Here is a 25,206-nt window from a genome sequence, read left to right on the forward strand (position 1 = left end):
ATAGCCGGCCGTGCCGGTCCCGCCATGACGCGCCGCGGCGATGCTACAATTGATAACCATTCTTATCGACGGAACGTGCTGTGACGTTGTCCGACATGCCGTTGCGCAGCAGCGCCCTCGTGGAATCCGTGCACGACCGCCAGGCCAACGACGCCATCGCCCGGCGTCTGCGCGAGCTGGGCTTCGTCGCCGGCGAACAGGTGCAGGTGCTGGCCAGCGGGCCGATCGGTGGCGAACCGCTGCTGGTGCAGGTGGGGTATACGCGCTTCGCGCTGCGGCGCAGCGAGGCGGCACGGGTGCAGGTCAGCGCGCTGGACGAGGTGCGCTCGTGAGCGCGGTGGCCGCGCCGCTGCGCCTGGCCCTGGTCGGCAACCCGAACTGCGGCAAGACCGCGCTGTTCAACCAGTTGACCGGCAGCAAGCAGAAGGTCGCCAACTACGCCGGCGTCACCGTCGAGCGCAAGGAGGGCCGCTTCCGCGCGCCGTCTGGGCGCGAGTTCGCGGTGCTGGATCTGCCCGGCGCCTACAGCCTGCAGCCGGCCAGCCTGGACGAGGCGATCACCCGCGACCTGTGCCGCGGCTTCTACCCGGGCGAACCGGCGCCGGACGTGCTGGTCTGCGTGGTCGACGCCACCAACCTGCGCCTGCACCTGCGCTTCGCGCTGGAACTGCGCGAGCTGGGCAAGCCGATGCTGGTGGCCTTGAACATGGTCGACGCGGCGCAGCGCCGCGGTATCCAGATCGACAGCCAGGCGCTGGAACAGGCGCTGGGCGTGCCGGTGATCGAGACCGTGGCGGTGCGCCGCAACGGCGCCCGCGCCCTGGTCGAGCGGCTGGACGCGCTGGCGCCGGCACTGCCGCCCGCGGTGGCGCCGAGCGAAGGGCAGGGCGACTACCACCAGCAGGTGCGCGCGATCCTGGCGGCGGCGGTGTCGATGCCGACCCGCACCTCGCGGGTGGACGATGCGCTGGACCGTTGGCTGCTGCATCCGGTGGCCGGCCTGCTGACCCTGGCGGTGGTGATGTTCCTGATCTTCCAGGCGGTGTACGCCTGGGCGGCGCCGCTGATGGACCTGATCGATGGCGGCACCAAGGCGTTGGGCGCCTGGATCGGCGGAACCCTGCCGGAGGGGCCGCTGAACAGCCTGCTGGTGGACGGCATCATCGCCGGCCTCGGCGGGGTGGTGGTGTTCCTGCCGCAGATCCTGATCCTGTTCGCCTTCATCCTGGCGCTGGAGGAATCCGGCTACCTGCCGCGTGCGGCCTTCCTGCTCGACCGCATGATGGCCGCCGCCGGCCTGTCCGGGCGCTCGTTCATCCCGCTGCTGTCCAGTTTCGCTTGCGCCGTGCCCGGGATCATGTCCACCCGCAGCATCCAGGATCCGCGCGATCGCCTGGCGACCATCCTGGTGGCGCCGCTGATGACCTGTTCGGCGCGCCTGCCGGTGTACGCGCTGCTGATCGGCGCGTTCATCCCGCAGCGGCAGGTGTGGGGCGTGTTCAACCAGCAGGGGCTGGTGCTGTTCGGCCTGTACTTCGCCGCCATCGCCAGTGCGCTGGTGGTGTCGTGGACGATGAAGAAGTGGCGCCGCGACAAGGGCGAGCATCCGCTGCTGCTGGAGTTGCCGTCCTATCGCGTGCCGCACCTGCGCGACCTGGCGCTGGGCCTGTGGGAGCGCGCGGCGATCTTCCTCAAGCGCGTCGGCGGCATCATCCTGGCGCTGACCATCCTGCTGTGGTTCCTGCTGTCGTTCCCGGCGCCGCCGGCCGACGCCACCCTGCCGGCGATCGACTACAGCTTCGCCGGCCGCATCGGCCACGCCATGACCACCGTGTTCTCGCCGCTGGGCTTCAACTGGCAGATATGCATCGCGCTGATCCCCGGGCTGGCCGCGCGCGAGGTGGCGGTGTCCTCGCTGGCGACGGTCTACGCGCTGTCGGCGGCCGACGACGATGCCGCCGCGCAGGCGCTGTCGCCGCTGATCCACGACGGCTGGTCGCTGGCCACCGCGCTGTCGCTGCTGGTCTGGTACATCTACGCGCCGATGTGCATTTCCACCCTGGCCACGATCAAGCGCGAGACCAATTCGTGGAAGCAGATGAGCTTCGCCGCGTTCTACCTGTTCGCGCTGGCGTATCTGGCCTCGCTGGTCACCTACCAGGTTGCGGTGGCGCTGGGAGCCGGCTGAGATGAGCGCCTCGCTGCTGCTGCAGTACCTGGTGATCGCGCTGGCGGTACTGGTCAGCGCCTGGGTGGTGTTGAAGAAGCAGTTCCCGGGCACCGCGCGCAAGCTGCGCGGCGCGCTCGCACTACGCCTGCTCAAGCCCGGCCGGGCGGCCTGGCTGCAGGCGCTGGGGCGGCGCATCGCACCGCCGGCCAGCGCCGGTGCGGGCGCCTGTGGCGGCTGCGACAGCTGCGGGCCGACGCCGCCGCGGCGGCACTGAGTCGCGTCGCCCGTTGCTGGCCGGCGCATCGCTTGTGCGCCGCACATGCGCGTCGCGATGGCGGCGACTATCCTATGCCGATGACCAGCCCATTCCAGTTCTCCCGCCGTGCGCAGGCGCTGACCAGTTCGGCGATCCGCGAAATCCTCAAGGTCACCGAACGGCCTGAAGTGATCTCCTTCGCCGGCGGCCTGCCGTCGCCGGACACGTTCCCGGTCGAGCGCATGCGCGAGGCCTGCGACAAGGTGCTGCGCGACGCGCCACAGGCGGCGCTGCAGTACGGCCCGACCGAAGGCTATCTGTTGCTACGCGAATGGGTGGCGGCGCGGCTGAGCCGCGACGGCGCCCACATCCGTCCCAGCCAGGTGCTGATCACCACCGGTTCGCAGCAGGGCCTGGACCTGCTCGGCAAGGTGTTCATCGACGAAGGCAGCAAGGTGCTGGTGGAAACGCCCAGCTATCTTGGCGCGCTGCAGGCGTTCTCGCTGTTCCAGCCGGCGTTCGCGGCGATGCAGTCGGACGACGACGGCGTGGTGGTGGACGCGCTGGACGATGCGCAGTTGGCCGGCGCGCGCTTCATGTACGTGCTGCCGAACTTCCAGAATCCGACCGGGCGGCGCCTGCCGCTGCACCGCCGCCAGGCATTGGTCGCGCGTGCGGCCGCAGCCGGCGTGCCCATCGTCGAGGACGATCCCTATGGCGAGCTGTGCTACAGCGGCGATACGCTGCCGAGCCTGCTGTCGATGAACCCGGACGGCGCCATCTACATGGGCTCGTTCTCCAAGGTGTTCGCGCCGGGCCTGCGCCTGGGCTATGTGGTCGCGCCGGAGGCCGTGCACGCCAAGCTGGTGCAGGCCAAGCAGGCGGCGGATCTGCACACGCCCTCGTTCAGCCAGCGCATCGTCTACGAGGCGGTGCAGGACGGGTTCCTGGATGCGCATATTCCCGGCATCCGTGCGCTGTACGCCAGCCGTTGCGAGCAGATGCTGGCGGCCCTGGCCAAGTACTTCCCGGCGCAGGTGCGCTGGAACCGCCCGGCCGGCGGCATGTTCATCTGGGTCGAACTGCCGGAGGGCATGGACGGCGGCGCGCTGCTGAGCAAGGCGATCGAGCGCAACGTGGCCTTCGTGCCGGGCGCGCCGTTCTTCGCGGTCGCGCCGCAGCGCAATACCTTGCGGCTGTCGTTCGTGACCGTGCCGGCCGAACGCATCGAGACCGGCGTGCGCATCCTCGGTGCGCTGCTGCAGGACGAGGTCGCTGCGCACCGGCGGGCGACGGCCTGAGTCCGGCGTCGCCTCCGTCGATGACGTCGTCCGATGCCGCCGTCGCGTCCTGGACCATCGACGCGGTCCTGGTCGGCCGCGCGCAGGCGTTCACCCGCCCGGGCAGCCGCAGCGCGATCGACAAGCGGCCCCAGGACGGACGCCTGCGCATCGGCCCGGAGGGGCTGGAGTTGGACGAGCAGGGCGACCGCCGCGTGCATGGCGGCCCCGACAAGGCCTTGCACCATTACCCCCGCGACCATTACCCGGCCTGGCGCGAGGAACTCGGCGCACATGCCTTGCTGGACGCGCCCGGTGCGTTCGGCGAAAACCTCAGCAGTAGCGGGGTGACCGAAGCCGACCTGTGCCTGGGCGATCGCCTGCGCCTGGGCACGTCCCTGGTCGAGGTGTCGCAGTCGCGGCAGCCGTGCTGGAAGCTGTCCGACCGCTTCGGCGTGGCCGCGCTGGCGCGGCGCGTGCAGGACAGCGGCCGCACCGGCTGGTACTACCGTGTGCTGCAGCCCGGCGAGGTCGCCGCCGGTGACAGTCTGGTGCTGCTGGAGCGTCCGTATCCGCAGTGGCCGCTGGCGCGGCTGGTCGGCCTGCTGTACCGCCGCGAGATCGACCCGGCGCAACTGCAGGAGGTGCTGGCGCTGCCGCTGGTGCCGAACTGGCGCACCCTGTTCGAGCGGCGCCTGGCGCAGCGTGCGGTGGAGGACTGGGACAAGCGCTTGTTGGGGCAGGCGGCGGCCGAGTAGGGCGGTTGATCGATCCGGCGAGCGTGCTCCCCTCTTGGCGGGAGTGGTGGCGTCGACAGGTGCATGCCCGATTGGGTGGGTGCAACGCGTCGGGGCTGAAGTCCCTCCCACAGGGGGTGTCCGATCGGCTGCGATGTCTCTTGGCAGGTGCCGGGTGCCTCGCCCGGCGGCTTTTTTGTCGCTTCCAGTGCCGCCACGCCCCTGTGGGAGGGGCGGCAGCCCCGACGAGGGAAGCATCGCCACGTCCGAGGTGGCGCGTGGGACGCTTGCGTCTCGGGCGCGCGCGCCCTCTGTCGCACCCGCGCGCAAACCGCTAGCCTTGTGCCGATGACGACTTCTCCGCTGCGTGTGTTGATCCATGGTGCGTCGGGCCGGATGGGCCAGGCGTTGTTGCGGCTGGCCGCGCAGGACCCGGCGCTGCAAGTGGTGGCCGCGGTGGTGCGGCGCGCGCCGGCGCAGCGGGTGATCGACGGCGTGCCGTACTTCGCCGCAGCCGAACTGGGCGGCGTGCCGGCCTTCGACGTGGCGATCGATTTCAGCCTGCCGCAGGGCTTCGACCCGGTGCTGGCCCTGTGCACCGCACGCGGTGCGGCGCTGGCGTCCGGTACCACCGGGCTGGAGGACGCGCAGCGGCAGGCGCTGGCCGCTGCGGCCGAACGCATTCCGCTGATCTGGGCCTCGAACTTCAGCCTGGGCGTGGCGGTGCTGCACGATCTGGTCGAGCGCGCCGCCGCGGCGCTGCCGGGCTGGGACTGCGACATCGTCGAATCCCACCACGTGCACAAGCAGGACGCGCCCTCCGGCACCGCGCTCACCCTCGGCGACGCGGCCGCGCACGGCGGCGCGACCCCGCGCTACGCCAGCCTGCGTGCCGGCGACATCGTCGGCGAACATCTGGTTCAGTTCGCCGGACTCGGCGAGCGGGTCGAACTGGTGCACCGCGCCAGCAACCGCGACATCTTCGCTCGCGGCGCGTTGCATGCCGCCGCGCGCCTGCCGGGGCGTGCGCCCGGGGCCTATCGGCTGCGCGACCTGCTCGGCTGAACGCGGTTTTCACATAAACGGCTGGCGCGGACCGCCCCGCGCCGGTACAATTCTCGCTCGCCTGTTACCCATCGCCACGGACCCGGAGAAGCGCCGAGTTCGCGGTTTCTTGCAGCCTGCAAGTTGGTGGGGCAGGGTTCCTCTCTCCCCAAGGCGAACCCCGTGACTCAACCCGCAATCCTTGTCCTTGAAGACGGCACCGTGTTCGAGGGCGAATCCGTAGGCGCTGCCGGCCTGTCCGTCGGCGAAGTGGTGTTCAACACCGCCATGACCGGCTACCAGGAGATCCTCACCGATCCCTCCTACGCCCGCCAACTGGTCACGCTGACGTATCCGCATATCGGCAACACCGGCTGCACCGACCAGGACGACGAGGCCGCCCAGGTCTGGTCGGCCGGCCTGATCGTGCGCGACGTGCCGCGCCGCCCCAGCAACTGGCGCAACCAGGTGGCGCTGCCGGACTGGCTGATCCAGCGCGGCGTGGTCGCCATCGCCGGCATCGACACCCGCAAGCTGACCCGCATCCTGCGCGAGAAGGGCTCGCAGAACGGCGCGCTGATGGCCGGCGAGGTGAACGTGGACACCGCGCTGGACGCGGCGCGCAAGTTCCCGGGGTTGAAGGGCATGGATCTGGCCAAGGTGGTCTCCACCGACAAGTCCTATCCCTGGCGCGACGGCCAGCTCGACCTGGACAGCAACGCCTTCGTCACGGCCGAGCCCAAGTTCAAGGTCGTCGCCTACGACTACGGGGTCAAGCACAACATCCTGCGCATGCTCGCCGAGCGCGGCTGCGAGGTGACCGTGGTGCCGGCGCAGACGCCGGTCGCCGAGGTGCTGGCGATGAACCCGCACGGCGTGTTCCTGTCCAACGGCCCCGGCGACCCGGCGCCGTGCGACTACGCGATCGCCGCGATCAAGGAACTGCTGGCGCGCAAGATCCCGACCTTCGGCATCTGCCTGGGCCACCAGCTGCTGGCGCTGGCCGCCGGCGCGCAGACCCTGAAGATGGGCCACGGCCACCACGGCGCCAACCATCCGGTGCAGGATCTGGACAGCGGCCGGGTGATGATCACCTCGCAGAACCATGGTTTCGCGGTGGACGAGGCGACCTTGCCGGCCAACGTGCGCGTCACCCATCGCTCGCTGTTCGATGGCAGCAACCAGGGCATTGCGCTCACCGACGCGCCGGCCTTCAGCTTCCAGGGGCATCCGGAAGCCTCGCCGGGCCCGCGCGACGTGGCGCCGCTGTTCGATCGTTTCACCGCGCTGATGGCGGCCGCAGGCGCATGAGCTTGCGCAAACTGGCGTTGTTAGGCGCTCTCGCATTCAGTGGCGGCGCGGGTGCTTCCGAAGTGTCGGAGCAACAGGCCGCGCAACTCATTGATCTGCTCGGACTACGGCAAGCAATTGCCACCTATGCCGTGGATTCGGTCGGAGCGCAGCCGATGTTCCAGAAGCTCGCATCTGAGAAGCGAGCCTGCGTTGCAGGGCTGTTGGAAGAAATACTGAACACGAATACCCAGGCACGGCTGAAGACCATCTTTGGCAATAGCGCCCAAGCCGAGAGCTGGATCGCCTTCTCGAAGACGGCGGCGGGGCAGCGCTACATTCAGTACGTGGCCGCTAATGCCTCGGCGACGTTCCTCGGGCGGCCACGGCCGGATCGATCCGGGTTGCTGCTTGGGATGACGCCTGATCAAGCCGCGCAGACGCTTGAGTTCATGGCGTCGCCGGCCGGTATGGTGTTTAGCGCAGCGCCGCCGCTTTCACCGCCTGAGATGACGCAAGCACAGCAGGCCTCGCTCGGAGACGAACTCTTCCAGCGATGCGCATTGTCCGACAAAGATTTTTCCTGAACGACTTTAGACGCGCCGATCCAAACGCCGCCAGTCCAGACTTCGAGAAAGAAATGCCCAAGCGCACCGACCTCCAAACCATCCTCATCATCGGCGCCGGCCCGATCGTCATCGGCCAGGCCTGCGAGTTCGACTACTCCGGCGCGCAGGCGTGCAAGGCGCTGCGCGACGAGGGCTACCGCGTGGTGCTGGTCAACAGCAACCCGGCCACGATCATGACCGACCCGAACATGGCCGACGCCGTGTACATCGAGCCGATCAACTGGCAGACGGTCGAGAAGATCATCGCCAAGGAAAAGCCCGACGCGCTGCTGCCGACGATGGGTGGACAGACCGCGCTGAACTGCGCGCTGGACCTGGCCGACCACGGCGTGCTCGAGAAGTACGGCGTCGAGCTGATCGGCGCCAAGCGCGAGGCCATCCGCATGGCCGAGGACCGCGAGCTGTTCCGCGTGGCGATGGGCGAGATCGGCCTGGAATGCCCGAAGGCGGCAGTGGCGCACACCCTGGAAGAGGCGCTGGAGATCCAGGCCACGGTCGGCTACCCGACCATCATCCGCCCCAGCTTCACCCTCGGCGGCAGCGGCGGCGGCATCGCCTACAACCGCGAGGAACTGATCGAGATCGTCGGCCGCGGCCTGGAACTGTCGCCGACCAGCGAAGTGCTGGTCGAGGAGTCGGTGCTGGGCTGGAAGGAGTTCGAGATGGAAGTGGTCCGCGACACCGCGGACAACTGCATCATCGTCTGCTCGATCGAGAACCTGGATCCGATGGGCGTGCACACCGGCGACTCGATCACCGTGGCCCCGGCGCAGACCCTGACCGACAAGGAATACCAGCGCCTGCGCGACGCCTCGATCGCGGTGCTGCGCAAGATCGGCGTGGACACCGGCGGTTCCAACGTGCAGTTCGGCATCAACGCGCAGACCGGCCGCGTGGTGGTGATCGAGATGAACCCGCGCGTGTCGCGCTCCTCGGCGCTGGCCTCCAAGGCCACCGGCTTCCCGATCGCCAAGGTCGCGGCCAAGCTGGCGGTGGGCTACACCCTGGACGAACTGAAGAACGAGATCACCGGCGGGCTGACCCCGGCCTCGTTCGAGCCGTCGATCGACTACGTGGTCACCAAGATTCCGCGCTTCGCCTTCGAGAAGTTCCCGCAGGCCGACGCGCGCCTGACCACGCAGATGAAGTCGGTGGGCGAGGTGATGGCGATGGGCCGTACCTTCTCCGAGTCGCTGCAGAAGGCGCTGCGCGGCCTGGAGACCGGCAAGATCGGGCTGGACCCGACCGGGCTGGACCTGAGCAGCGAGGACGACCTGGCCACGCTCAAGCGCGAGCTGAAGGCGCCCGGTCCGGAGCGCTTGTTCTACGTCGCCGACGCCTTCCGCGCCGGCATGAGCGTGGAGCAGGTGCACGCGCTGTCCTTCATCGATCCCTGGTTCCTGGACCAGATGGAAGACCTGATCGCGCAGGAAGCGCAACTGGCCGCCGACGGCCTCGGCGCGCTGGACGCCAAGCGCCTGCGCACGCTCAAGCGCGCCGGCTTCTCCGATGCGCGTCTGGCCGAGCTGTGCGGCACCAACGAGGCCGCGGTGCGCGCGCTGCGCCGCGCGCACAAGGTGCGCCCGGTATACAAGCGGGTGGACTCGTGCGCGGCGGAATTCGCCACCAGCACCGCCTACCTGTACTCGACCTACGAGGACGAGTGCGAGGCCGCGCCCAGCAATCGCGACAAGATCATGATCCTCGGCGGCGGCCCCAACCGCATCGGCCAGGGCATCGAGTTCGACTACTGCTGCGTCCACGCGGCGCTGGCGCTGCGCGAGGACGGCTACGAGACCATCATGGTCAACTGCAATCCGGAGACCGTGTCCACCGACTACGACACCTCCGATCGCCTGTACTTCGAGCCGCTGACCCTGGAAGACGTGCTGGAGATCGTCGAGCTGGAGCAGCCCAAGGGCGTGATCGTGCAGTACGGCGGGCAGACCCCGCTGAAGCTGGCGCGCGCGCTGGAAGCCAACGGCGTGCCGGTGATCGGCACCTCGCCGGACTCGATCGACCTGGCCGAGGACCGCGAGCGCTTCCAGCAGCTGGTCGACAAGCTGGGCCTGAAGCAGCCGCCGAACCGTATCGCCCGCAACGCCGACGAGGCGCTGGTGCTGGCGCGCGAGATCGGCTATCCGCTGGTGGTGCGCCCGAGCTACGTGCTCGGCGGCCGCGCGATGGAAATCGTCTATGGCGAATCCGACCTGGCCCGCTACGTGCGCGATGCGGTCAAGGTCTCCAACGATTCGCCGGTGCTGCTGGATCGCTTCCTCGACAACGCGGTGGAAGTGGACGTGGACATCATCGCCGACCATAGCGGCCAGGTGCTGATCGGCGGCGTGATGGAGCACATCGAGGAGGCCGGCGTGCATTCGGGCGATTCGTCCTGCTCGCTGCCGCCGTACTCGCTGTCGCCGGCCACCCAGACCGAGCTGCGCCGCCAGGTGGTCGAACTGGCCAAGGCGCTGAACGTGGTCGGGCTGATGAACACCCAGTTCGCGGTGCAGGTCAACGATGCCGGCGACGACATCGTCTACCTGCTGGAAGTGAATCCGCGCGCCTCGCGTACCGTGCCGTTCGTGTCCAAGGCGATCGGCGTGCCGCTGGCCAAGATCGCCGCGCGCTGCATGGCCGGCAAGACCCTGGCCGAGCAGGGCGCGCTGAAGGAAATCGTGCCCGACTACTACTCGGTGAAGGAGGCGATCTTCCCGTTCGCCAAGTTCCAGGGCGTCGATCCGATCCTCGGCCCGGAGATGCGTTCCACCGGTGAGGTGATGGGCGTGGGCCGCAGCTTCGGCGCGGCGTTCGCGCGTGCGCAGGAAGCCGGCGGCATCAAGGCGCCGCCGCTGGGCAAGGCCTTCGTGTCGGTGCGCGATCCGGACAAGCAGCGCGTGCTGCCGGTGGCGCAGGCGCTGGTCGAGCGCGGCTACACCCTGGTCGCCACCCGCGGCACCTGCGCCTGGCTGCAGCAGCACGGCCTGCAGTGCGAGCAGGTGAACAAGGTCGCCGAGGGCCGCCCGCACATCGTCGATCTGATCAAGAACGGCGAAATCGTGTATATCGTCAACACCACCGAGGGCCGGGCGGCGATCTCCGACTCGTTCTCGATCCGCCGCGAAGCCCTGCAGCATCGCGTCACCTATTCGACCACGGTCGCCGGCGCGCGTGCGCTGGTGCATTCACTGGAATTCCGCGGCACCGGTCCGGTCTGGGCGCTGCAGGAACTGCACAAGGAGCTGGAAGCGTGAGAGCCCCGATCACCATGCAAGGCGCGCAGCGGTTGCGCGAGGAACTGGATCACCTGAAGTCGGTCAAGCGTCCCGAGGTCATCACCGCGATCGCCGAGGCGCGCGCGCACGGCGACCTCAAGGAGAACGCCGAGTACCACGCCGCGCGCGAGCAGCAGGGCTTCATCGAAGGCCGCATCAAGCAGCTGGAGAGCGAGCTGTCGCACGCCGAGGTCATCGACGTCAGCAAGCTGGCGGTCGGCAGCAAGGTGGTGTTCGGCGCCACCGTGACCCTGGCCGATGTGGAGACCGACGAAGAGAAGCGCTACCAGCTGGTCGGCGATCTCGAAGCGGACATCAAGCTCGGCCTGATCGCGATTTCCTCGCCGCTGGCGCGTGCGCTGATCGGCAAGATGGAAGGCGACAGCGTCAGCATCGATGCCCCGGCCGGACGCCGCGAGTACGAGATCGTCAGCGTCGCCTACGTCGGCTGATCCGATGGCGGTCGCCACCTTGCTGTTGCCGGAGCGGGTCCGCCTGGCCGGCGCCGTGCTGGCCGGCGAGGTGGCGCGCGCGTTCGGCCGCGCCGACCGCACGCAGGCCGCGCCCGGCGGCGAGGCGCAGTTGCGCCGCCATTTCGTGCTGGCGGAAGCATCGCTGCCGGCCGCGGCGCTGACCCGCCAACTGGACGCCGGCGATGCCGGCGACGGCCTGTGGCTGCGCGCCGATCCCGCCTATGTGGTGCCGGACATGCAGGGCGCGCGGCTAATGGCGCATGGCGACATGCTGCCGCTCGACGCGGTGGACCTGGACGCGCTGTTGCCGGCGGTGCAGGGCGTGTTCGCCGAGAGCGGGCTGACCCTGGATGCGCCCGATCCGACCCGCTGGTACCTGCGCCTGCCGGCCGACAGCGTGCTGCCCGTGTTCGCGGCACCGGCGCAGGTACTCGGGGCGGACCTGTTCGATCATCTGCCGCAGGGCGAGGACGCGCGCCGCTGGCGTGCCCTGCTGACCGAAGTGCAGATCGTGCTGCACCAGCATCCCTGGAACCGCGAACGCGTCGCCCGCGGCCAGCCGGCCATCAATTCGCTGTGGTTCTGGGGCGGCGGCCGCCTGCCGGCCACCGTCGGCACTGCGCATGCGCAGGTGCGCAGCCGCGATCCGCTGTTGCGCGCACTGGCCCAGGCCGCCGGCGTCGCCGATGCGCAGGCGCCGCGGGTCGATGCGCTGGTCGACCTGCGCCAGTTGCGCGCGCCCGAGCAGTTCGTCGGCGAGGTGGTGCAGCCGCTGCTGCAGGCGTTGCGCGATGGCGAGTTGCAGCAGCTGCAGCTGGATTTCGAGGACGGCACCTGTTTTCGCATCGCTCCCGCGCAACGCTGGCGCCTGTGGCGGCGACCGCTGTCGCGCCTGGACGCATGAGTTCCAGCGCGCGCATCGTGCGGCGGCCCGCGGCGGCCGCGGCCGGCCCGTGGCATGAGGCCACCTTGCCGCTGCTGCGGCGCATCTATGCCGCGCGCGGCGCGCACGACAGTGGCCTGGCGCAGCCCAAGCTGGCGCAGTTGCTGCCGCCGGATGCACTGAGCGGCATCGACGCCGCGGTGGCCTTGCTGGCCGAAGCCATCGCGGCGGGCAAGCGCATCCTGGTGGTCGGCGATTTCGATTGCGACGGCGCCACCGCCTGCGCAGTGGCGGTGCGCGGGCTGCGCCTGCTCGGCGCCGCGCAGGTGCTGCATGCGGTGCCCAACCGCATGGTCCATGGCTACGGGCTGTCGCCGGCGCTGGTCGCGGAACTGGCGCCGTTGCAGCCGGACCTGCTGGTGACGGTGGACCACGGTATCGCCTGCCATGCCGGCGTCGCCGCGGCCAAGGCGCTGGGCTGGCAGGTGCTGGTCACCGACCACCACCTGCCGGGTCCGGCCTTGCCGCCGGCCGACGCCATCGTCGACCCGAACCTGGCCGGCGACGCGTTCCCGAGCAAGATGCTGGCCGGCGTCGGGGTGATCTTTTACGTGCTGCTGGCCTTGCGCCGGCACCTGCGCGTGCGCGGCGCGTTCGCGGCGGCACCGCCGGACCTGAGTGTGCTGCTGGACCTGGTCGCGGTCGGCACCGTCGCCGACCTGGTGCCGCTGGATCCCAACAACCGCGCGCTGGTCTCGGCCGGCCTGCGCCGCCTGCAGCGCGGCGAGGGCTGCATCGGCCTGCGCGCCTTGATCGAGGCCAGCGGCCGCGACCCGGCACGGCTCAGCGCCAGCGACATCGGCTTCGCCCTTGCGCCGCGGCTCAACGCCGCCGGCCGCCTCGAGGATATGGCCCTGGGCATCGAGTTGTTGCTGTGCGAGGACCCGCAACAGGCGCGCACGATCGCCGCGACGCTGGAAGAGATCAACGCCGAGCGCCGCGCCGTGCAGCAGCAGATGACCGACGAGGCCGAAGCGGTGGTGGCGCAGGCGCTGCTGGCCGCGCCCGAGCAGCCGCCGGTGGCGGTATGCCTGTTCGATGCGCAGTGGCATCCCGGTGTGATCGGTCTGGTCGCCTCGAAGATGAAGGACCGCCTGCATCGGCCGGTGATCGCCTTCGCCCCGGCCGAGCCGGGCAGCACCCAGTTGCGCGGCTCGGCGCGTTCGATCCCCGGCTTCCACATCCGCGACGCGATGGCGGCGGTGGAGGCGCAGCGGCCGGGCCTGATGGAGAAGTTCGGCGGCCATGCCATGGCCGCGGGCCTGAGCCTGCCGCAGGACGCGCTGGCCGAGTTCGAAGAGGTGTTCCGCGCGCATGCGCTGGCCAGCCTGGACGCGGAACTGCTGCAGGCCGAATTGCTCAGCGACGGCGCGCTGGAGCCGCACGAACTCGACCACCGCCATGCCGAGGCGCTGCGCCAGGGTGGGCCATGGGGGCAGGGCTTCCCCGAGCCGCTGTTCGATGGCGAATTCGAGGTGCTGCAGTGGCGCTTGCTGAAGGAGCGCCACGTCAAGCTGAGCCTGCGTTGCCCCGGCCGTGCCGAACCCTTGAACGCGATCCATTTCAACGGCTGGCACGGTCGCGAACCGGGCCGCCGCGTGCACATCGCCTATCGGCTGGTCGCCGACGACTACCGCGGCGGCGATGCGGTGCAACTGGTGGTGGAGCACTGTCTGCCATTGGATGGCTGAGCAGTTGGCGGTCTGACGCTGCGCGTGGTGCCGGACCCTCACCCCAACCCCTCTCCCGGAGGGAGAGGGGCCATGGTCCCTTCTCCCGCCGGGACCATGGCCCCCTTCTTGGGGGAAGGTGCTCCGCAGGGGCGGATGAGGGTACGGGCGCAGCCTCGCATCGCCAAAGCGCCGCGCCTTGCGCCGCACCCTCACCCCAACCCCTCTCCCGATGGGAGAAGGGCTTGCGCGTCGCCTGAGTCTGGACGCACACAAGCAACCCCATCGCGTCACGGCGGACGTTCAAGCCATACCGTCCCAGCAAGGAGCGATCCATGCCGTCCACCATGCGCAGAAGCGTGTACGTGTTGTTGCTTTCGTTGTCGTTACTCGCCGCGGTCCCGGTCGGGGCGCAGTCCGCGCCGCAGCGGCAATTGGTCGCGCCGTTGCTGCACACCGACGCCGGCGAACGTCCGGTCGAGCTGCGCTCGGCGACCGTGCGTGCGTATGCCGCCGCTGGCCTGGCCGAAACCACGGTGGAGCTGGAGTTCTTCAATCCCAACGCGCGCGTGCTGGAAGGGCAGCTGACGTTTCCGCTGCGCGAGGGGCAGCAACTCAGCGGTTTCGCCCTGGATGTCGACGGGCAGATGCGCGACGCGGTGCCGGTGCCCAAGGCGCGCGGGCGCCAGGTGTTCGAAGCGGTCGAGCGGCGCGGCGTGGATCCGGGCCTGCTGGAGCAGACCGCCGGCAACCAGTTCCGGCTGCGCGTCTACCCGCTGCCGGCGCATGGCAGCCGCCATGTGCGCCTGGTCTATCGCGAATCGCTACAGCGTACCGCCGCCGGCTGGCAATGGCGCTTGCCGCTGGCGTATGCGGTCGGCGCGCGGTCGCTGCAGGTCGCGCTGAGTACCCAGGCCGCGCCTGATGAACGCGCGGCGACGCCCGGCATGCGGCTGCTGCCGACGGCGGACGGTGGCTACGCCGCGTCCTGGTCCGGCAGCCCGGCGCAGTTGCCGTCGGAGCTCGTGCTGTCGCTGCGCGCAAGCGCCACGCCGCGCGTGGCGACCGGTCTCCACGATGGCCAGCGCTACTTCCAGGCGCTGGTGCCGATCGCCGACCTGCATGGCCCGCGCCCGCTGCCGCAACGCATCGGCCTGCTCTGGGATGCGTCCGGTTCGGCACGGCAGCGCGACATTCCGGCCGAACTGGCCTTGCTGCAGCGCTATTTCGCCGCTGTCGGCACTGCCCAGGTCGATCTGATCGTGCTGCGCGACCGTGCCGCGGCGCCGCGCAGGTTCCAGGTGCGCAACGGCGACTGGAGCGCCCTGAAGGTGGCGTTGCAGGCCGAGCAGCCCGACGGCGCCAGTGCGCTGGGCGCCTGGCAACCGGCGGCGCAGGTGCAGGAGTATCTGTTGTTCAGCGATGGCCTGGGCAACTACGGCGCGCAGACCATGCCGACGCTGGCGCCGGGGCAGCGCCTGTATGCGATCGACTCGGCCGGCGTGCACGCCGATGCCGCGCGCCTGGCGGCGATCGCGGAAGCGCGCGGCGGACGCGCGATCGCATTGCAGGGCCTGCCGGGCGTGCAACTGGCCAGCGAGCGGCTGTTGCGGCGTGGCGGCGAACTGGTCGCGCTGGACGGTAGCCAGGTCGCCGATCTGGTCGCCGATCTGGTCGCCGATTCGCGCGACGCCGACGATGGCTACCTGCGCATCGCCGGGCGCCTGCTCGGCGCCGATGCGACGCTGCACCTGGAGATCGCCACCGCCGCCAGCACCCGACGCCTGAGTTTGCCGTTGCGCGAGGCGGAGGAAGTTCCAGGCGACCTGGTGCCGGGCGCCTGGGCACGGGCCATGCTGCGCAACCTGTCCGCCGATCCGCAGGGATCGGCCGCGCGCCGCCAGGCGCTGGCGACGCGCTTCGGGCTGGTCAGCGCCGACACTTCGTTGCTGGTGCTGGAGAATGCCGACGACTACGCCCGCTATGGCATCCCGGCGCCCACGGCGCTGCGTGCGGCGGTGGCGGGTGCGCAGGTGCGGCAGCAGAAGCTGCAGGACGACACGCGCAAGCGACGCATCGACGCGATCGCCGAAGCGTTCGCGCAGCGTGTCGCCTGGTGGCAGCGGCGCTTTCCCAAGGACGCGCCGCCAGTGGCGATCGCCGCCGCTGACACTGCCGACCAGCGCATGCAGACCCCGTCGGGCCCGCAACGGTCCATGGCCCTCGCAGCGCCTGCGCCGATGCCCGCTGCCGCGCCTGCACTCGCGCCGCTGGAACTGGACATCGTCGGCGGTTCGTCCGGCGCGCCCAGCGACGCGGCCGCGTCGGCGACTGCGCGCGAGCGTGTGGCGGCTCCGGCCACGATCTCCCTGGCCGTGCAGCCCTGGCAGCCGGATTCGCCGTATGCGCGGCGCCTGCGTGCGGCCGCAGCGGACGCGGTGTATCCGCTGTACCTGAGCGAACGCGCGGCGCACGCCGACAGCGTGGCGTTCTACCTGGATGTGGCCGATGTGCTGTTCGAGCGCGGCCAGCGCGACCTGGCCCTGCGGGTGCTCTCCAACCTGGCAGAGCTGCAACTGGAAAATCGCCACGTGCTGCGCGTGCTCGGCTATCGGCTGCTGCAGGCCGGTCGCGCCGACCTGGCGGTGCCGGTGTTCGAGCAGGTGCTGCGGCTGGGCGAAGAGGAGCCGCAGAGTTTCCGCGACCTGGGCCTGGCCTATGCCGCGCGCGGCGACGCGCAGGCGGCGATCGCGCAGCTGTACCAGGTGGTGGTGCGCGACTGGGACACGCGCTTCGACGGGGTGAGCATGATCGCGCTCAACGAACTGAACGCGATCGTGGCGCGGGCGCCGCGGCCGCTGGACACCGGCTTCGTCGACCCACGGCTGCTGCGCAACCTGCCGCTGGACCTGCGCGTGGTGCTGAACTGGGACAGCGACAACAGCGACATGGACCTGTGGGTGACCGACCCCAATGGCGAGCGCTGCTTTTACGGAAACCGCGCGACCTACCAGGGCGGCCAGCTGTCGCCGGACTTCACCGGCGGCTACGGGCCGGAGGAGTTCTCGCTGCGCACCGCCAAGCCCGGCAAGTACAAGGTGGAAGCGAACTTCTTCGGCGAGCGCCAGCCGCTGGTCACCGGTGCCACCACCTTGCATCTGCAACTGAGCACGGGCTGGGGCACGGCCGCGCAGCGCGACCAGCAGGTGACGCTGCGCCTGACCGAGCGCAAGGAGACGGTGCTGGTCGGCGAGTTCGACGTGCGCTGATCCGCCCATGGCGCGCCGGTGCGGTCATGCCGGCGCGCTACACTTTGCCGATGTCAGACCCCTCCGGCGCCAGCGCCTATTCCCGTTTCCAGCCCTGGCGCCGCAGTTTCGAGATCGGCTTCTGGGTCGCGCTGACCCTGATCAACGCCACCGCCAACAGCATCACGGTGCTGATCGACATCCGCACCACCGGGTTGCACTTCGCCGCCTGGGAGCCGGTGGTCTGGGAGTGGTCCAGCCAACTGATGTTCCTGCTGATCGTGCCGCTGGTGGTGCTGCTGACCCGGCGCTACCCGCTGCACTGGGACACCTGGCGGCGCCGGCTGCCGGGCTACCTGCTGGGCAGCGTGGCATTGTCGGTGCTGCACGTGGTGGGAATGGTCGCCCTGCGCAGCCTGGTCTACCGCCTGCAGGGCCAGCAGTACGACTTCGGGCCGTGGCCGCAGGGGCTGGCCTACGAATACCTCAAGGACGTGCGCAGCCTGGCCTCGATCGCGCTGTGCGTGGAGATGTACCGGTTCCTGTTGCGGCGCTGGCAGGGCGAGGCGGCGCTGCTCGGCGCGCCCGACGCCGGCCCGCCGGTGGGCTCGCTGGAACGGCCGGAGCGCTTCCTGGTGCGCAAGCTGGGCCGCGATTTCCTGGTCGCCGCGGCCGACATCGAGTGGCTGCAGGCCGCCGGCAACTACGTCAACCTGCGCGTGCGCGGCCACGACTACCCGCTGCGCAGCACCATGGCCGCGATCGAGGCGCGGCTGGACCCGGCGCGGTTCGTGCGCATCCACCGCAGCTACATCGTCAACCTGGCCAGCGTGGTCTCGATCGAGCCGCTGGAGGCGGGCGAGGCGCGGGTGCACTTGCGCGACGGCAGCCAGGTGCCGTGCAGCCGCCGCTACCGCGCCGCGCTGCGCGTGGCGGCTGGGGAGGGCGAGGCGGCGACCGTCGAGTAGTCCGGCGGCGCTGTGGCGCGGCGGCCGGAATTGCTAGAATCGCGCTCTTGTCTGCCGGAAACGCCGCAATGATCGAACTCAATCCGATTCGCCACCGCATCGCCGATCTGTCCGATCGGGTGCTGTCGCTACGGGGGTTTCTTTGACTACGACGCCAAGAAGGAGCGTCTAGAGGAAGTCACCCGGGAGCTGGAAAGCCCCGACGTCTGGAACGACCCCGAGCGCGCCCAGGGCCTGGGCCGTGAACGCGCCAGCCTGGAGAAGACCGTCGGCGGCATCGCCAGCGTGCTCGATGGCCTGAACGAATCGCTGGAATTCCTGGAACTGGCCGAGAGCGAGAACGACGAGGCCACCGCGCAGGCGGTGCTGGCCGACGTCGACCGCTTCCAGGCGCAGGTGGAGAAGCTGGAGTTCCAGCGCATGTTCTCCGGGCAGATGGACGCCAGCAACGCCTTCGTCGACATCCAGGCCGGCGCCGGCGGCACCGAGGCCCAGGACTGGGCCGAGATCCTGCTGCGCATGTACCTGCGCTGGTGCGAGTCGCGCGGCTGGAAGACCGAGCTGATGGAAGTCTCCGGCGGCGAAGTGGCCGGGATCAAGTCCGCCACGCTGCGCGTGGAGGGCGACTTCGCCTACGGCTGGCTGAAGACCGAGACCGGCGTGCACCGGCTGGTGCGCAAGTCGCCGTTCGACTCGGACAACCGCCGCCACACCAGCTTCACCTCGGTGTTCGTGTCGCCGGAAGTGGACGACAACATCGACATCGACATCAATCCGGCCGATCTGAAGACCGACGTGTACCGGTCCTCCGGCGCGGGTGGCCAGCACGTCAACAAGACCGAGTCGGCGGTGCGCATCACCCACGTGCCCACCGGCATCGTGGTGGCCTGCCAGACCGGGCGCAGCCAGCACCAGAACCGCGACAACGCGATGAAGATGCTGGCCGCCAAGCTGTACGAGCTGGAGATCCAGAAGCGCAATGCCGAGCGCGATGCGGTGGAGGCGACCAAGTCCGACATCGGCTGGGGCAGCCAGATCCGCAACTACGTGCTCGACCAGAGCCGGATCAAGGATCTGCGCACCGGCGTGGAGCGCTCGGACACCCAGAAGGTGCTCGACGGCGACCTGGACGAGTTCGTCGAGGCCAGCCTCAAGTCCGGCCTGGAAGCCGGCGCGAAACGCAGCGACGCCTGAACCGGCGGCCTCCGTCCTGGCGACGGAGGCCGTGCGGCGGCACACGGCCCGCCGGCTGGTGCATTCTTTCCCTTCCTCACGCATCCCCCATCCCATGACCGAGCAGACCCCCGCGCCGTCCCTTCCCGTCGACGAGAACAGCCTCATCGCCGAACGGCGCGCCAAACTCGCCGCGCTGCGCGCGCAGGGCGTGGCCTATCCGAACGATTTCCGCCGCAGCGACTTCGCCGGCGATCTGCAGGCCGAGTTCGCCGACACCGAGCGCTGGACCGCCGAGGTGCTGGAGGCCCAGGGCCGCAGCCTGCGCCTGGCCGGGCGCCTTCTGGCCAAGCGGGTGATGGGCAAGGCCAGCTTCGTGCAACTGCAGGACGAGTCCGGGCGCATCCAGCTGTTCCTGCAGGCCAACGCCCTGGGCGAGGCCTACGACGCCTTCAAGGGCTGGGACATCGGCGACATCATCGGCGTGGAAGGCGGGCTGACCCGCACCAAGACCGGCGAGCTGTCGGTCAAGGCCACTGGCCTGCGGCTGCTGACCAAGGCGCTGCGGCCGCTGCCGGACAAGTGGCACGGTCTGTCGGACGTGGAGCAGCGCTACCGCCAGCGCTACGTTGACCTGATCGTGTCGCCGGAGGCGCGCGAGGTGTTCGTCAAGCGCTCCAAGATCATCCGCGCCATGCGCGCCTGGCTGGACGCGCGCCGCTTCCTGGAAGTGGAGACGCCGATGATGCACTACATCCCCGGCGGCGCCACGGCCAAGCCGTTCACCACCCACCACAACGCCCTGGACCTGGACCTGTACCTGCGGGTGGCCCCGGAGCTGTACCTGAAGCGCCTGGTGGTCGGCGGCCTGGAACGGGTCTACGAAATCAACCGCAATTTCCGCAACGAAGGCGTCAGCACCCGGCACAATCCGGAATTCACCATGATGGAGCTGTACGAGGCCTACGCCACGTACCACGAGGTGATGGACCTGACCGAGAACGTCATCCGCGACGTCGCCCGCGAGGTGCTGGGCACCACCCAGGTGCACTGGGACGGCGCCGACATCGACCTGGCGCCGGCGTTCCGCCGCTGGCGCATGGACGAGGCGGTGCGCCACCACAACCCGGAGATCAGCGCCGCCGACTGCACCGACCGCGAGGCCCTGCTGCGCCACTGCGAGCGGCTGAAGATCCGCACCAAGCCGTCCTACGGCTGGGGCAAGCTGCTGCTGGAGATCTTCGAGGCCACCGTCGAGCACACCCTGATCCAGCCGACCTTCATCACCGACCACCCGGTCGAGGTGTCGCCGCTGGCCCGCTCCAGCGACACCGAGCCGGGCTACACCGACCGCTTCGAGCTGTTCATCAACGGCAAGGAAATCGCCAACGGCTTCTCCGAGCTCAACGACCCGGAAGACCAGGCGGCGCGGTTCCAGGCTCAGGTCGCGGCGAAGGACGGGGGGGACGACGAGGCCATGCACTTCGACGCCGACTACATCCGGGCGCTGGAAGTCGGGCTGCCGCCGACCGGCGGCCTGGGCATCGGCATCGACCGACTGGTAATGTTGCTCACCGGCAGCAGCTCGATTCGTGACGTGCTGCTGTTTCCGTACATGCGTCCGGAGGCTTAACCTAGCCGCGGACGAGGTGGCGCGGTTCTTGCACCAGGCGTTGCACGCAAAAGGAAGTGAGGTGGACGGGCCGGGGTGAGTCAGCGTCGGCGCGTTCCCGTTGTCGTCTCAGCAGCCCGCGCAGATGCGACGGGCGGAGGATTGCAGATGCATGATGCCAGCATGAGCCTCTCCGGCGCGTCCTCGAACGGGGACCGTCTCCACTGGGCGGACGGAAGCGACAATCGTTTGAACATCGTCATCGTCGACGATCAGACCTCCGCGCGGACGATGCTGAGGCATGTCATCGAGGACATCGCCCCGGAACTGACCGTGCGCGACTTCGGCGACTCGCAGGCCGCGCTGGCCTGGTGCGAGGCCGGCAAGGTCGACCTGTTGCTGCTCGACTACCGCATGCCGGGCATGGACGGGCTGGAGTTCGCGCGGCGCCTGCGCCGGCTGCCCAAGCACCGCGACATCCCGATCATCCTGATCACCGTGGTCGGCGACGAGCCGATCCGCCAGGCGGCGCTGGAAGCGGGGGTGATCGACTTCCTGGTCAAGCCGATCCGCCCGCGCGAGCTGCGCGCGCGTTGCCACAACCTGCTGCAGCTGCGGCTGCAGAGCGAGAACATCAAGCAGCGCGCGATGTCGCTGGAGCAGCGCCTGCTGGCCAGCATGCGCGAGGTCGAGGAACGCGAGCGCGAGACCCTGTCGCGGCTGGCGCGGGCCATCGAGTACCGCGACGTCGGTACCAGCGCCTACCTGGAACGCATGGCGCACGTGGCCGGGCTGATCGCCGAGCAACTGGGCCTGTCCGAGGACGAGGTGCGGGTCATCGAGATGGCCGCGAGCCTGCACGACATGGGCAAGATCGCCATTCCCGACGCGGTGCTGCTCAAGCCGGGCAAGCTCAACGAGGACGAGATGGCGGTGATGCGCATGCACCCGCGCATCGGCTACGAACTGCTCAGCGGCAGCCAGAACCGTTTCATCCAGGTCGGCGCGCTGATCGCCCTGCGCCACCATGAGCGCTACGACGGCAGCGGCTACCCGGACGGCCTGGTCGGCGAGGCGATTCCGCTGGAAGCGCGGATCGTGGCGGTCGCCGACGTGTTCGACGCGCTGATCTCGCCGCGCCCCTACAAGGAAGCCTGGACCATGGATGCGACGCTGGCCTATCTCTACGCCCAGCGCGGCCGCCTGTTCGACCCGCGCTGCGTGGACGCGCTGTTCCGCGGCCGCGAGCAGTTGCAGGTGATCTGCGAGAAATTCTCCACCGCCTCGGCGCGACCAGGAGTCTGACATGACCTCGGCGATCACGTGGGTGCGGCAACGGTTCGCGGAGCGCAAGGATACCGAGCACGGCCAGGCGTTCGTCCGTATCTGCATGGTCGCGCTGATCCTGGCGTACGAACTGTCGTTCTCGCACGGTTGGGACATCGCCCCGCGGCAGCGCGCCTATGTCATCGGCCTGACCCTGATCTCGCAGGCCGTGGCTCTGGCCTTGATGAGCTGGATCCTGGCCCGGCCGCAGCGCTCTGACGTGCGCCGGATCATCGGCATGGTCGCCGACTACGGACTCATGTCGATGGCGATGAGTGCGATCGGCGAACCGATGGCCTGCATCTACGTGGTCATCATGTGGGTCACCATCGGCAACGGGCTGCGCTACGGGAACCGTTATCTGTACCTGGCCGTGGCCATGGCAGTGGCCAGTTTCAGCATCACGCTGATGACCAGTGACTACTGGATCGCCAATCGCGGCCTGGGTATCGGCTTGCTGGTCGGTCTCGCCGCCATTCCGCTATACCTGTCCGGGCTGTTGCGACAATTGACCAGCACCACCGCCGAGGCGCGCCGCGCCAGCGAGGCCAAGAGTCGCTTCCTGGCCAACATGAGCCATGAGTTCCGCACTCCGTTGAATGGTCTGTCGGGCATGACCGAGGTGCTGGCGACCACGCGACTGGACGCCGAGCAGCGCGAGTGCGTCAATACCATCCAGGCTTCCGCGCGTAGCCTGCTGTCGCTGGTCGAGGAAGTGCTGGATATCTCCGCGATTGAGGCCGGCAAGCTCCGGCTCGACAAGCGCGATTTCTCGCTGCGCGAAACCCTGGAAGGGATCAGCCTGATCCTGCAGCCGCAGGCACGGGCCAAGCGCCTGGCCTACCAGGTGGATGTCGCGCCGGACGTGCCGGACTATCTTTCCGGCGATCCGGGCCATCTGCGCCAGGTGCTGCTGAACCTGGCCGGCAACGCGATCAAGTTCACCGAGACCGGCCGGGTCGATATCCGGGTTCGCCTGCACAAGAACGAGCAGGGACAGCCGAAACGCCTGAGTTTCGACATCGTCGATACCGGGATCGGGGTGACGCCGGAGATGCGGCCGCGCCTGTTCGAGGCATTCGAACAGGCCGACGTCGGCCTCGCGCGCCGCTACGAAGGCAGCGGCCTGGGCACCACGATCGCCAAGGGCCTGGTCGAAGCGATGGGGGGCAGTATCGGCTATCAGGAGAACGCACCGCACGGCAGCCATTTTTGGTTCGAACTGCCGTTCGTGGCCGCGGCGGTACCGGCGTCGACGGACCTCGGGGCGCCGGCGGCCAGCGTGTCGGCGGTCGCCGAGGAGATCGATACCAGCGGCAACGTCATCGCGTTCTCCGATCCGTTCCTGCGCCACCGCGCGCGGGTGCGCGGCATGCGTATCCTGGTCGCCGACGACCACGCCGCCAATCGCATGGTGCTGCAGCGCATGCTGCAGAAGGCCGGCCATCGTGCCATTTGCGTGGACGGCGCCGAGGCGGTGCTGGATGCATTGGCCGAAAGCGAATTCGATGCGGTGATCGTCGACCTGCACATGCCCGGCATGAGCGGGCTGGACATGTTGCGGCAATTGCGGGTGATGCAGGCCGGCGGGCCGCGCACCCCCGTCGTAGTGCTCAGCGCCGACGTCACTCCCGAGTCGATCCAGCGCTGCGAGCAAGCCGGTGCCCGGACGTTTCTGGCCAAGCCGGTGGTGGCCAATCGCCTGCTGGACACGCTCTCCGACATCGCGATGGAGGGGCGCTTGCGCGTCGGCAGCGAGACGAGCACGGTGCGGCAGAGCGCGGTGTCGAGCGAGGGCGTTCTGGATTCGTCGGTCCTGGACGAACTCGCCGGGCTTGGCATGGGCGACGGCTTCGAGCGCGAATTCATCTCGCAATGCCTCAACGATGCCGAGGGCTGCCTTGGCGGCATGCAGATCGCCGGTGAGGCCGAGCATTGGGATCGCCTGCGCGAACATGCGCATGCGATCAAGGGTGTTGCCAGCAATCTCGGACTGATCCGGCTCGCCAGTCTCGGTGGGGAACTGATGCAGATGCCGGAATGGCAGGTGCGCAGCGAGTGGCGCCCGCGCTTGATGGCGCTCAACGCCAGCCTGACCGAAGGCCGCGAAGCCCTGGAACTGCGCGCCCGGCAGAGCGCCGTACAGGACGGCGAACTGCGCTGAGGAAGGCCCGGCGCTGAGCCGGGTCATCCCTCATTGCCGGCAGCATGCCGTGCTCAGGCGGCGACCACGCCGGCTTGGGCGCGCCGGACCTGGGCGCGTACCAGCCGATCCATGATCCGTAGCGACTTTTCGCCAAGGGCCAGCGCCGCATCCACCCAGATCTCCGTCACCGCCAGCAGTTCTTCGCGGCGCACCGGCTGCACCACGTTGCGCATTGCATTCATTGCCAGATGCGCCAGGGGCGCGCGCCGCTGTTGCTGGATCAGATCGTGCACCGCGTCCTTGCCCTGGCCCTTGGGGACAAGCACGTCGACGATGCCCATGGCATGCATCTCCTGGCTGCTGAAGACATGGCCTCCCAGGATGAGCTTCTCCGCGGCATGCGGCGCGATGCGGCGACTGAGAAACGAATACGCACCCATACCCGGAAACAGGCCGAACATGATTTCCGGCAGACCCATGCCGACATCCTCTTCGGCCACGATCACATGGCACGACAACGCCATTTCCAGTCCACCGCCGAGGGCATCACCCTGCAACAGGGCGATGGTGCGGAAATTGCCGCCGAGCCCTTCGTGAAAACGATGTACGCCATCGATGCAGCTTGTCGCGTAGGCCATCAGGCCGGCGCGATCGCGGCGGCGGATGTAATGGCCGAACAGTTCCAGATCCCCGCCAAGGTTGAACGCGCTGCCATCGGACGCCAGCACCAGACTGCCCAATCTCGCCGACGCCAGGCTGCCAGGCTGGCTGATCGAGGCGAGGTAGCTGTGCATCTCGCGCATCAAGGTGGGATGGAAGCAGGGCCGCTGCTTCGCGGCGCTGCCTGCATGCATGTACAGCCAATGGCTATCGTCGTCGCCGTCCGCATCGATGCGGATGCTGGAGTAGGCGCGGGTACGGGGCAGCGTGTCGATCGTGCTCATGGCGGGCTCTCGGAAAGACGCC

General features: G+C 69.2%; 19 protein-coding genes. 18 read left to right on the forward strand and 1 reads right to left on the reverse strand.

All coding sequences use genetic code 11. From position 1 onward, the window contains the following. Positions 1 to 80 precede the first annotated feature (80 nt). The 18 genes from SLW55_RS14025 (at position 81) to SLW55_RS14110 (ending at position 24,258) form a co-directional block, all read left to right on the forward strand. Positions 81 to 332, forward strand: coding sequence for a FeoA family protein (locus SLW55_RS14025; RefSeq protein WP_026144392.1), 252 nt, complete (start codon positions 81 to 83; stop codon positions 330 to 332). Continuing rightward, positions 329 to 2,188: a ferrous iron transport protein B gene (gene feoB / locus SLW55_RS14030; RefSeq protein ID WP_320745312.1), complete on the forward strand. Its 1,860-nt coding sequence runs from the start codon at positions 329 to 331 to the stop codon at positions 2,186 to 2,188. The genes SLW55_RS14025 and feoB overlap by 4 nt, the downstream gene beginning before the upstream one ends. Before the next feature lies 1 nt (position 2,189). Then, complete coding sequence (locus SLW55_RS14035) at positions 2,190 to 2,444, forward strand: DUF6587 family protein (RefSeq protein WP_148828380.1); 255 nt, start codon at positions 2,190 to 2,192, stop codon at positions 2,442 to 2,444. A gap of 74 nt (positions 2,445 to 2,518) precedes the next feature. Then, positions 2,519 to 3,727 carry a PLP-dependent aminotransferase family protein gene (locus tag SLW55_RS14040; protein WP_152245425.1) on the forward strand — a complete coding sequence of 403 codons (1,209 nt, stop codon included), beginning with the start codon at positions 2,519 to 2,521 and terminating at the stop codon, positions 3,725 to 3,727. Between the two features lie 20 nt (positions 3,728 to 3,747). Further along, a complete protein-coding gene (locus SLW55_RS14045) occupies positions 3,748 to 4,464 on the forward strand; it encodes an MOSC domain-containing protein (protein WP_153750902.1) in 717 nt (238 codons plus the stop codon). A 327-nt stretch (positions 4,465 to 4,791) separates the two neighbouring features. After that, on the forward strand, positions 4,792 to 5,508 hold the full coding sequence (dapB, locus tag SLW55_RS14050) for a 4-hydroxy-tetrahydrodipicolinate reductase (RefSeq protein WP_267099495.1): 717 nt from the start codon (positions 4,792 to 4,794) through the stop codon (positions 5,506 to 5,508). Between the two features lie 162 nt (positions 5,509 to 5,670). Continuing rightward, positions 5,671 to 6,798: a glutamine-hydrolyzing carbamoyl-phosphate synthase small subunit gene (gene carA / locus SLW55_RS14055; protein ID WP_295942743.1), complete on the forward strand. Its 1,128-nt coding sequence runs from the start codon at positions 5,671 to 5,673 to the stop codon at positions 6,796 to 6,798. Then, positions 6,795 to 7,364 carry a hypothetical protein gene (locus SLW55_RS14060; protein ID WP_152180614.1) on the forward strand — a complete coding sequence of 190 codons (570 nt, stop codon included), beginning with the start codon at positions 6,795 to 6,797 and terminating at the stop codon, positions 7,362 to 7,364. The genes carA and SLW55_RS14060 overlap by 4 nt, the downstream gene beginning before the upstream one ends. A gap of 53 nt (positions 7,365 to 7,417) precedes the next feature. Next, positions 7,418 to 10,660: a carbamoyl-phosphate synthase large subunit gene (gene carB, locus SLW55_RS14065; RefSeq protein ID WP_017915611.1), complete on the forward strand. Its 3,243-nt coding sequence runs from the start codon at positions 7,418 to 7,420 to the stop codon at positions 10,658 to 10,660. A gap of 8 nt (positions 10,661 to 10,668) precedes the next feature. After that, the gene (gene greA, locus SLW55_RS14070; RefSeq protein ID WP_026143501.1) at positions 10,669 to 11,133 is read left to right on the forward strand and encodes a transcription elongation factor GreA; all 465 of its coding nucleotides are present in this window, start codon (positions 10,669 to 10,671) and stop codon (positions 11,131 to 11,133) included. Positions 11,134 to 11,137: 4 nt separating this feature from the next. Further along, positions 11,138 to 12,058: a phosphoglycerate mutase gene (locus SLW55_RS14075; protein ID WP_152237822.1), complete on the forward strand. Its 921-nt coding sequence runs from the start codon at positions 11,138 to 11,140 to the stop codon at positions 12,056 to 12,058. Continuing rightward, a complete protein-coding gene (gene recJ, locus SLW55_RS14080; protein ID WP_320745313.1) occupies positions 12,055 to 13,788 on the forward strand; it encodes a single-stranded-DNA-specific exonuclease RecJ in 1,734 nt (577 codons plus the stop codon). The genes SLW55_RS14075 and recJ overlap by 4 nt, the downstream gene beginning before the upstream one ends. 314 nt (positions 13,789 to 14,102) lie before the next feature. Further along, complete coding sequence (locus SLW55_RS14085) at positions 14,103 to 17,036, forward strand: VIT domain-containing protein (RefSeq protein ID WP_267099499.1); 2,934 nt, start codon at positions 14,103 to 14,105, stop codon at positions 17,034 to 17,036. 50 nt (positions 17,037 to 17,086) lie between these two features. After that, on the forward strand, positions 17,087 to 17,983 hold the full coding sequence (locus SLW55_RS14090; protein WP_026143995.1) for a LytTR family DNA-binding domain-containing protein: 897 nt from the start codon (positions 17,087 to 17,089) through the stop codon (positions 17,981 to 17,983). Between the two features lie 68 nt (positions 17,984 to 18,051). Next, positions 18,052 to 19,177 (forward strand): peptide chain release factor 2 gene (gene prfB, locus SLW55_RS14095; RefSeq protein WP_100224025.1). Its coding sequence is split into 2 segments (ribosomal slippage): positions 18,052 to 18,126 and positions 18,128 to 19,177, totalling 1,125 coding nucleotides; the frame shifts between segments, so codons are not numbered across the junction. Between the two features lie 94 nt (positions 19,178 to 19,271). After that, positions 19,272 to 20,789 carry a lysine--tRNA ligase gene (gene lysS, locus SLW55_RS14100; RefSeq protein WP_267099500.1) on the forward strand — a complete coding sequence of 506 codons (1,518 nt, stop codon included), beginning with the start codon at positions 19,272 to 19,274 and terminating at the stop codon, positions 20,787 to 20,789. Between the two features lie 147 nt (positions 20,790 to 20,936). Continuing rightward, positions 20,937 to 22,073, forward strand: a complete 1,137-nt coding sequence (locus SLW55_RS14105) for a two-component system response regulator (protein WP_043086876.1) — start codon at positions 20,937 to 20,939, stop codon at positions 22,071 to 22,073. Between the two features lies 1 nt (position 22,074). After that, a complete protein-coding gene (locus SLW55_RS14110) occupies positions 22,075 to 24,258 on the forward strand; it encodes an ATP-binding protein (protein WP_267099501.1) in 2,184 nt (727 codons plus the stop codon). Between the two features lie 53 nt (positions 24,259 to 24,311). On the opposite strand, the gene SLW55_RS14115 is transcribed toward SLW55_RS14110, so the two are convergent. Beyond that, a complete protein-coding gene (locus SLW55_RS14115; protein WP_267084377.1) occupies positions 24,312 to 25,184 on the reverse strand; it encodes a crotonase/enoyl-CoA hydratase family protein in 873 nt (290 codons plus the stop codon). Between the last annotated feature and the right edge of the window lie 22 nt (positions 25,185 to 25,206).

This window comes from Xanthomonas sp. LF06-19 (assembly GCF_034105425.1).
Lineage (GTDB): Bacteria > Pseudomonadota > Gammaproteobacteria > Xanthomonadales > Xanthomonadaceae > Xanthomonas_A > Xanthomonas_A sontii.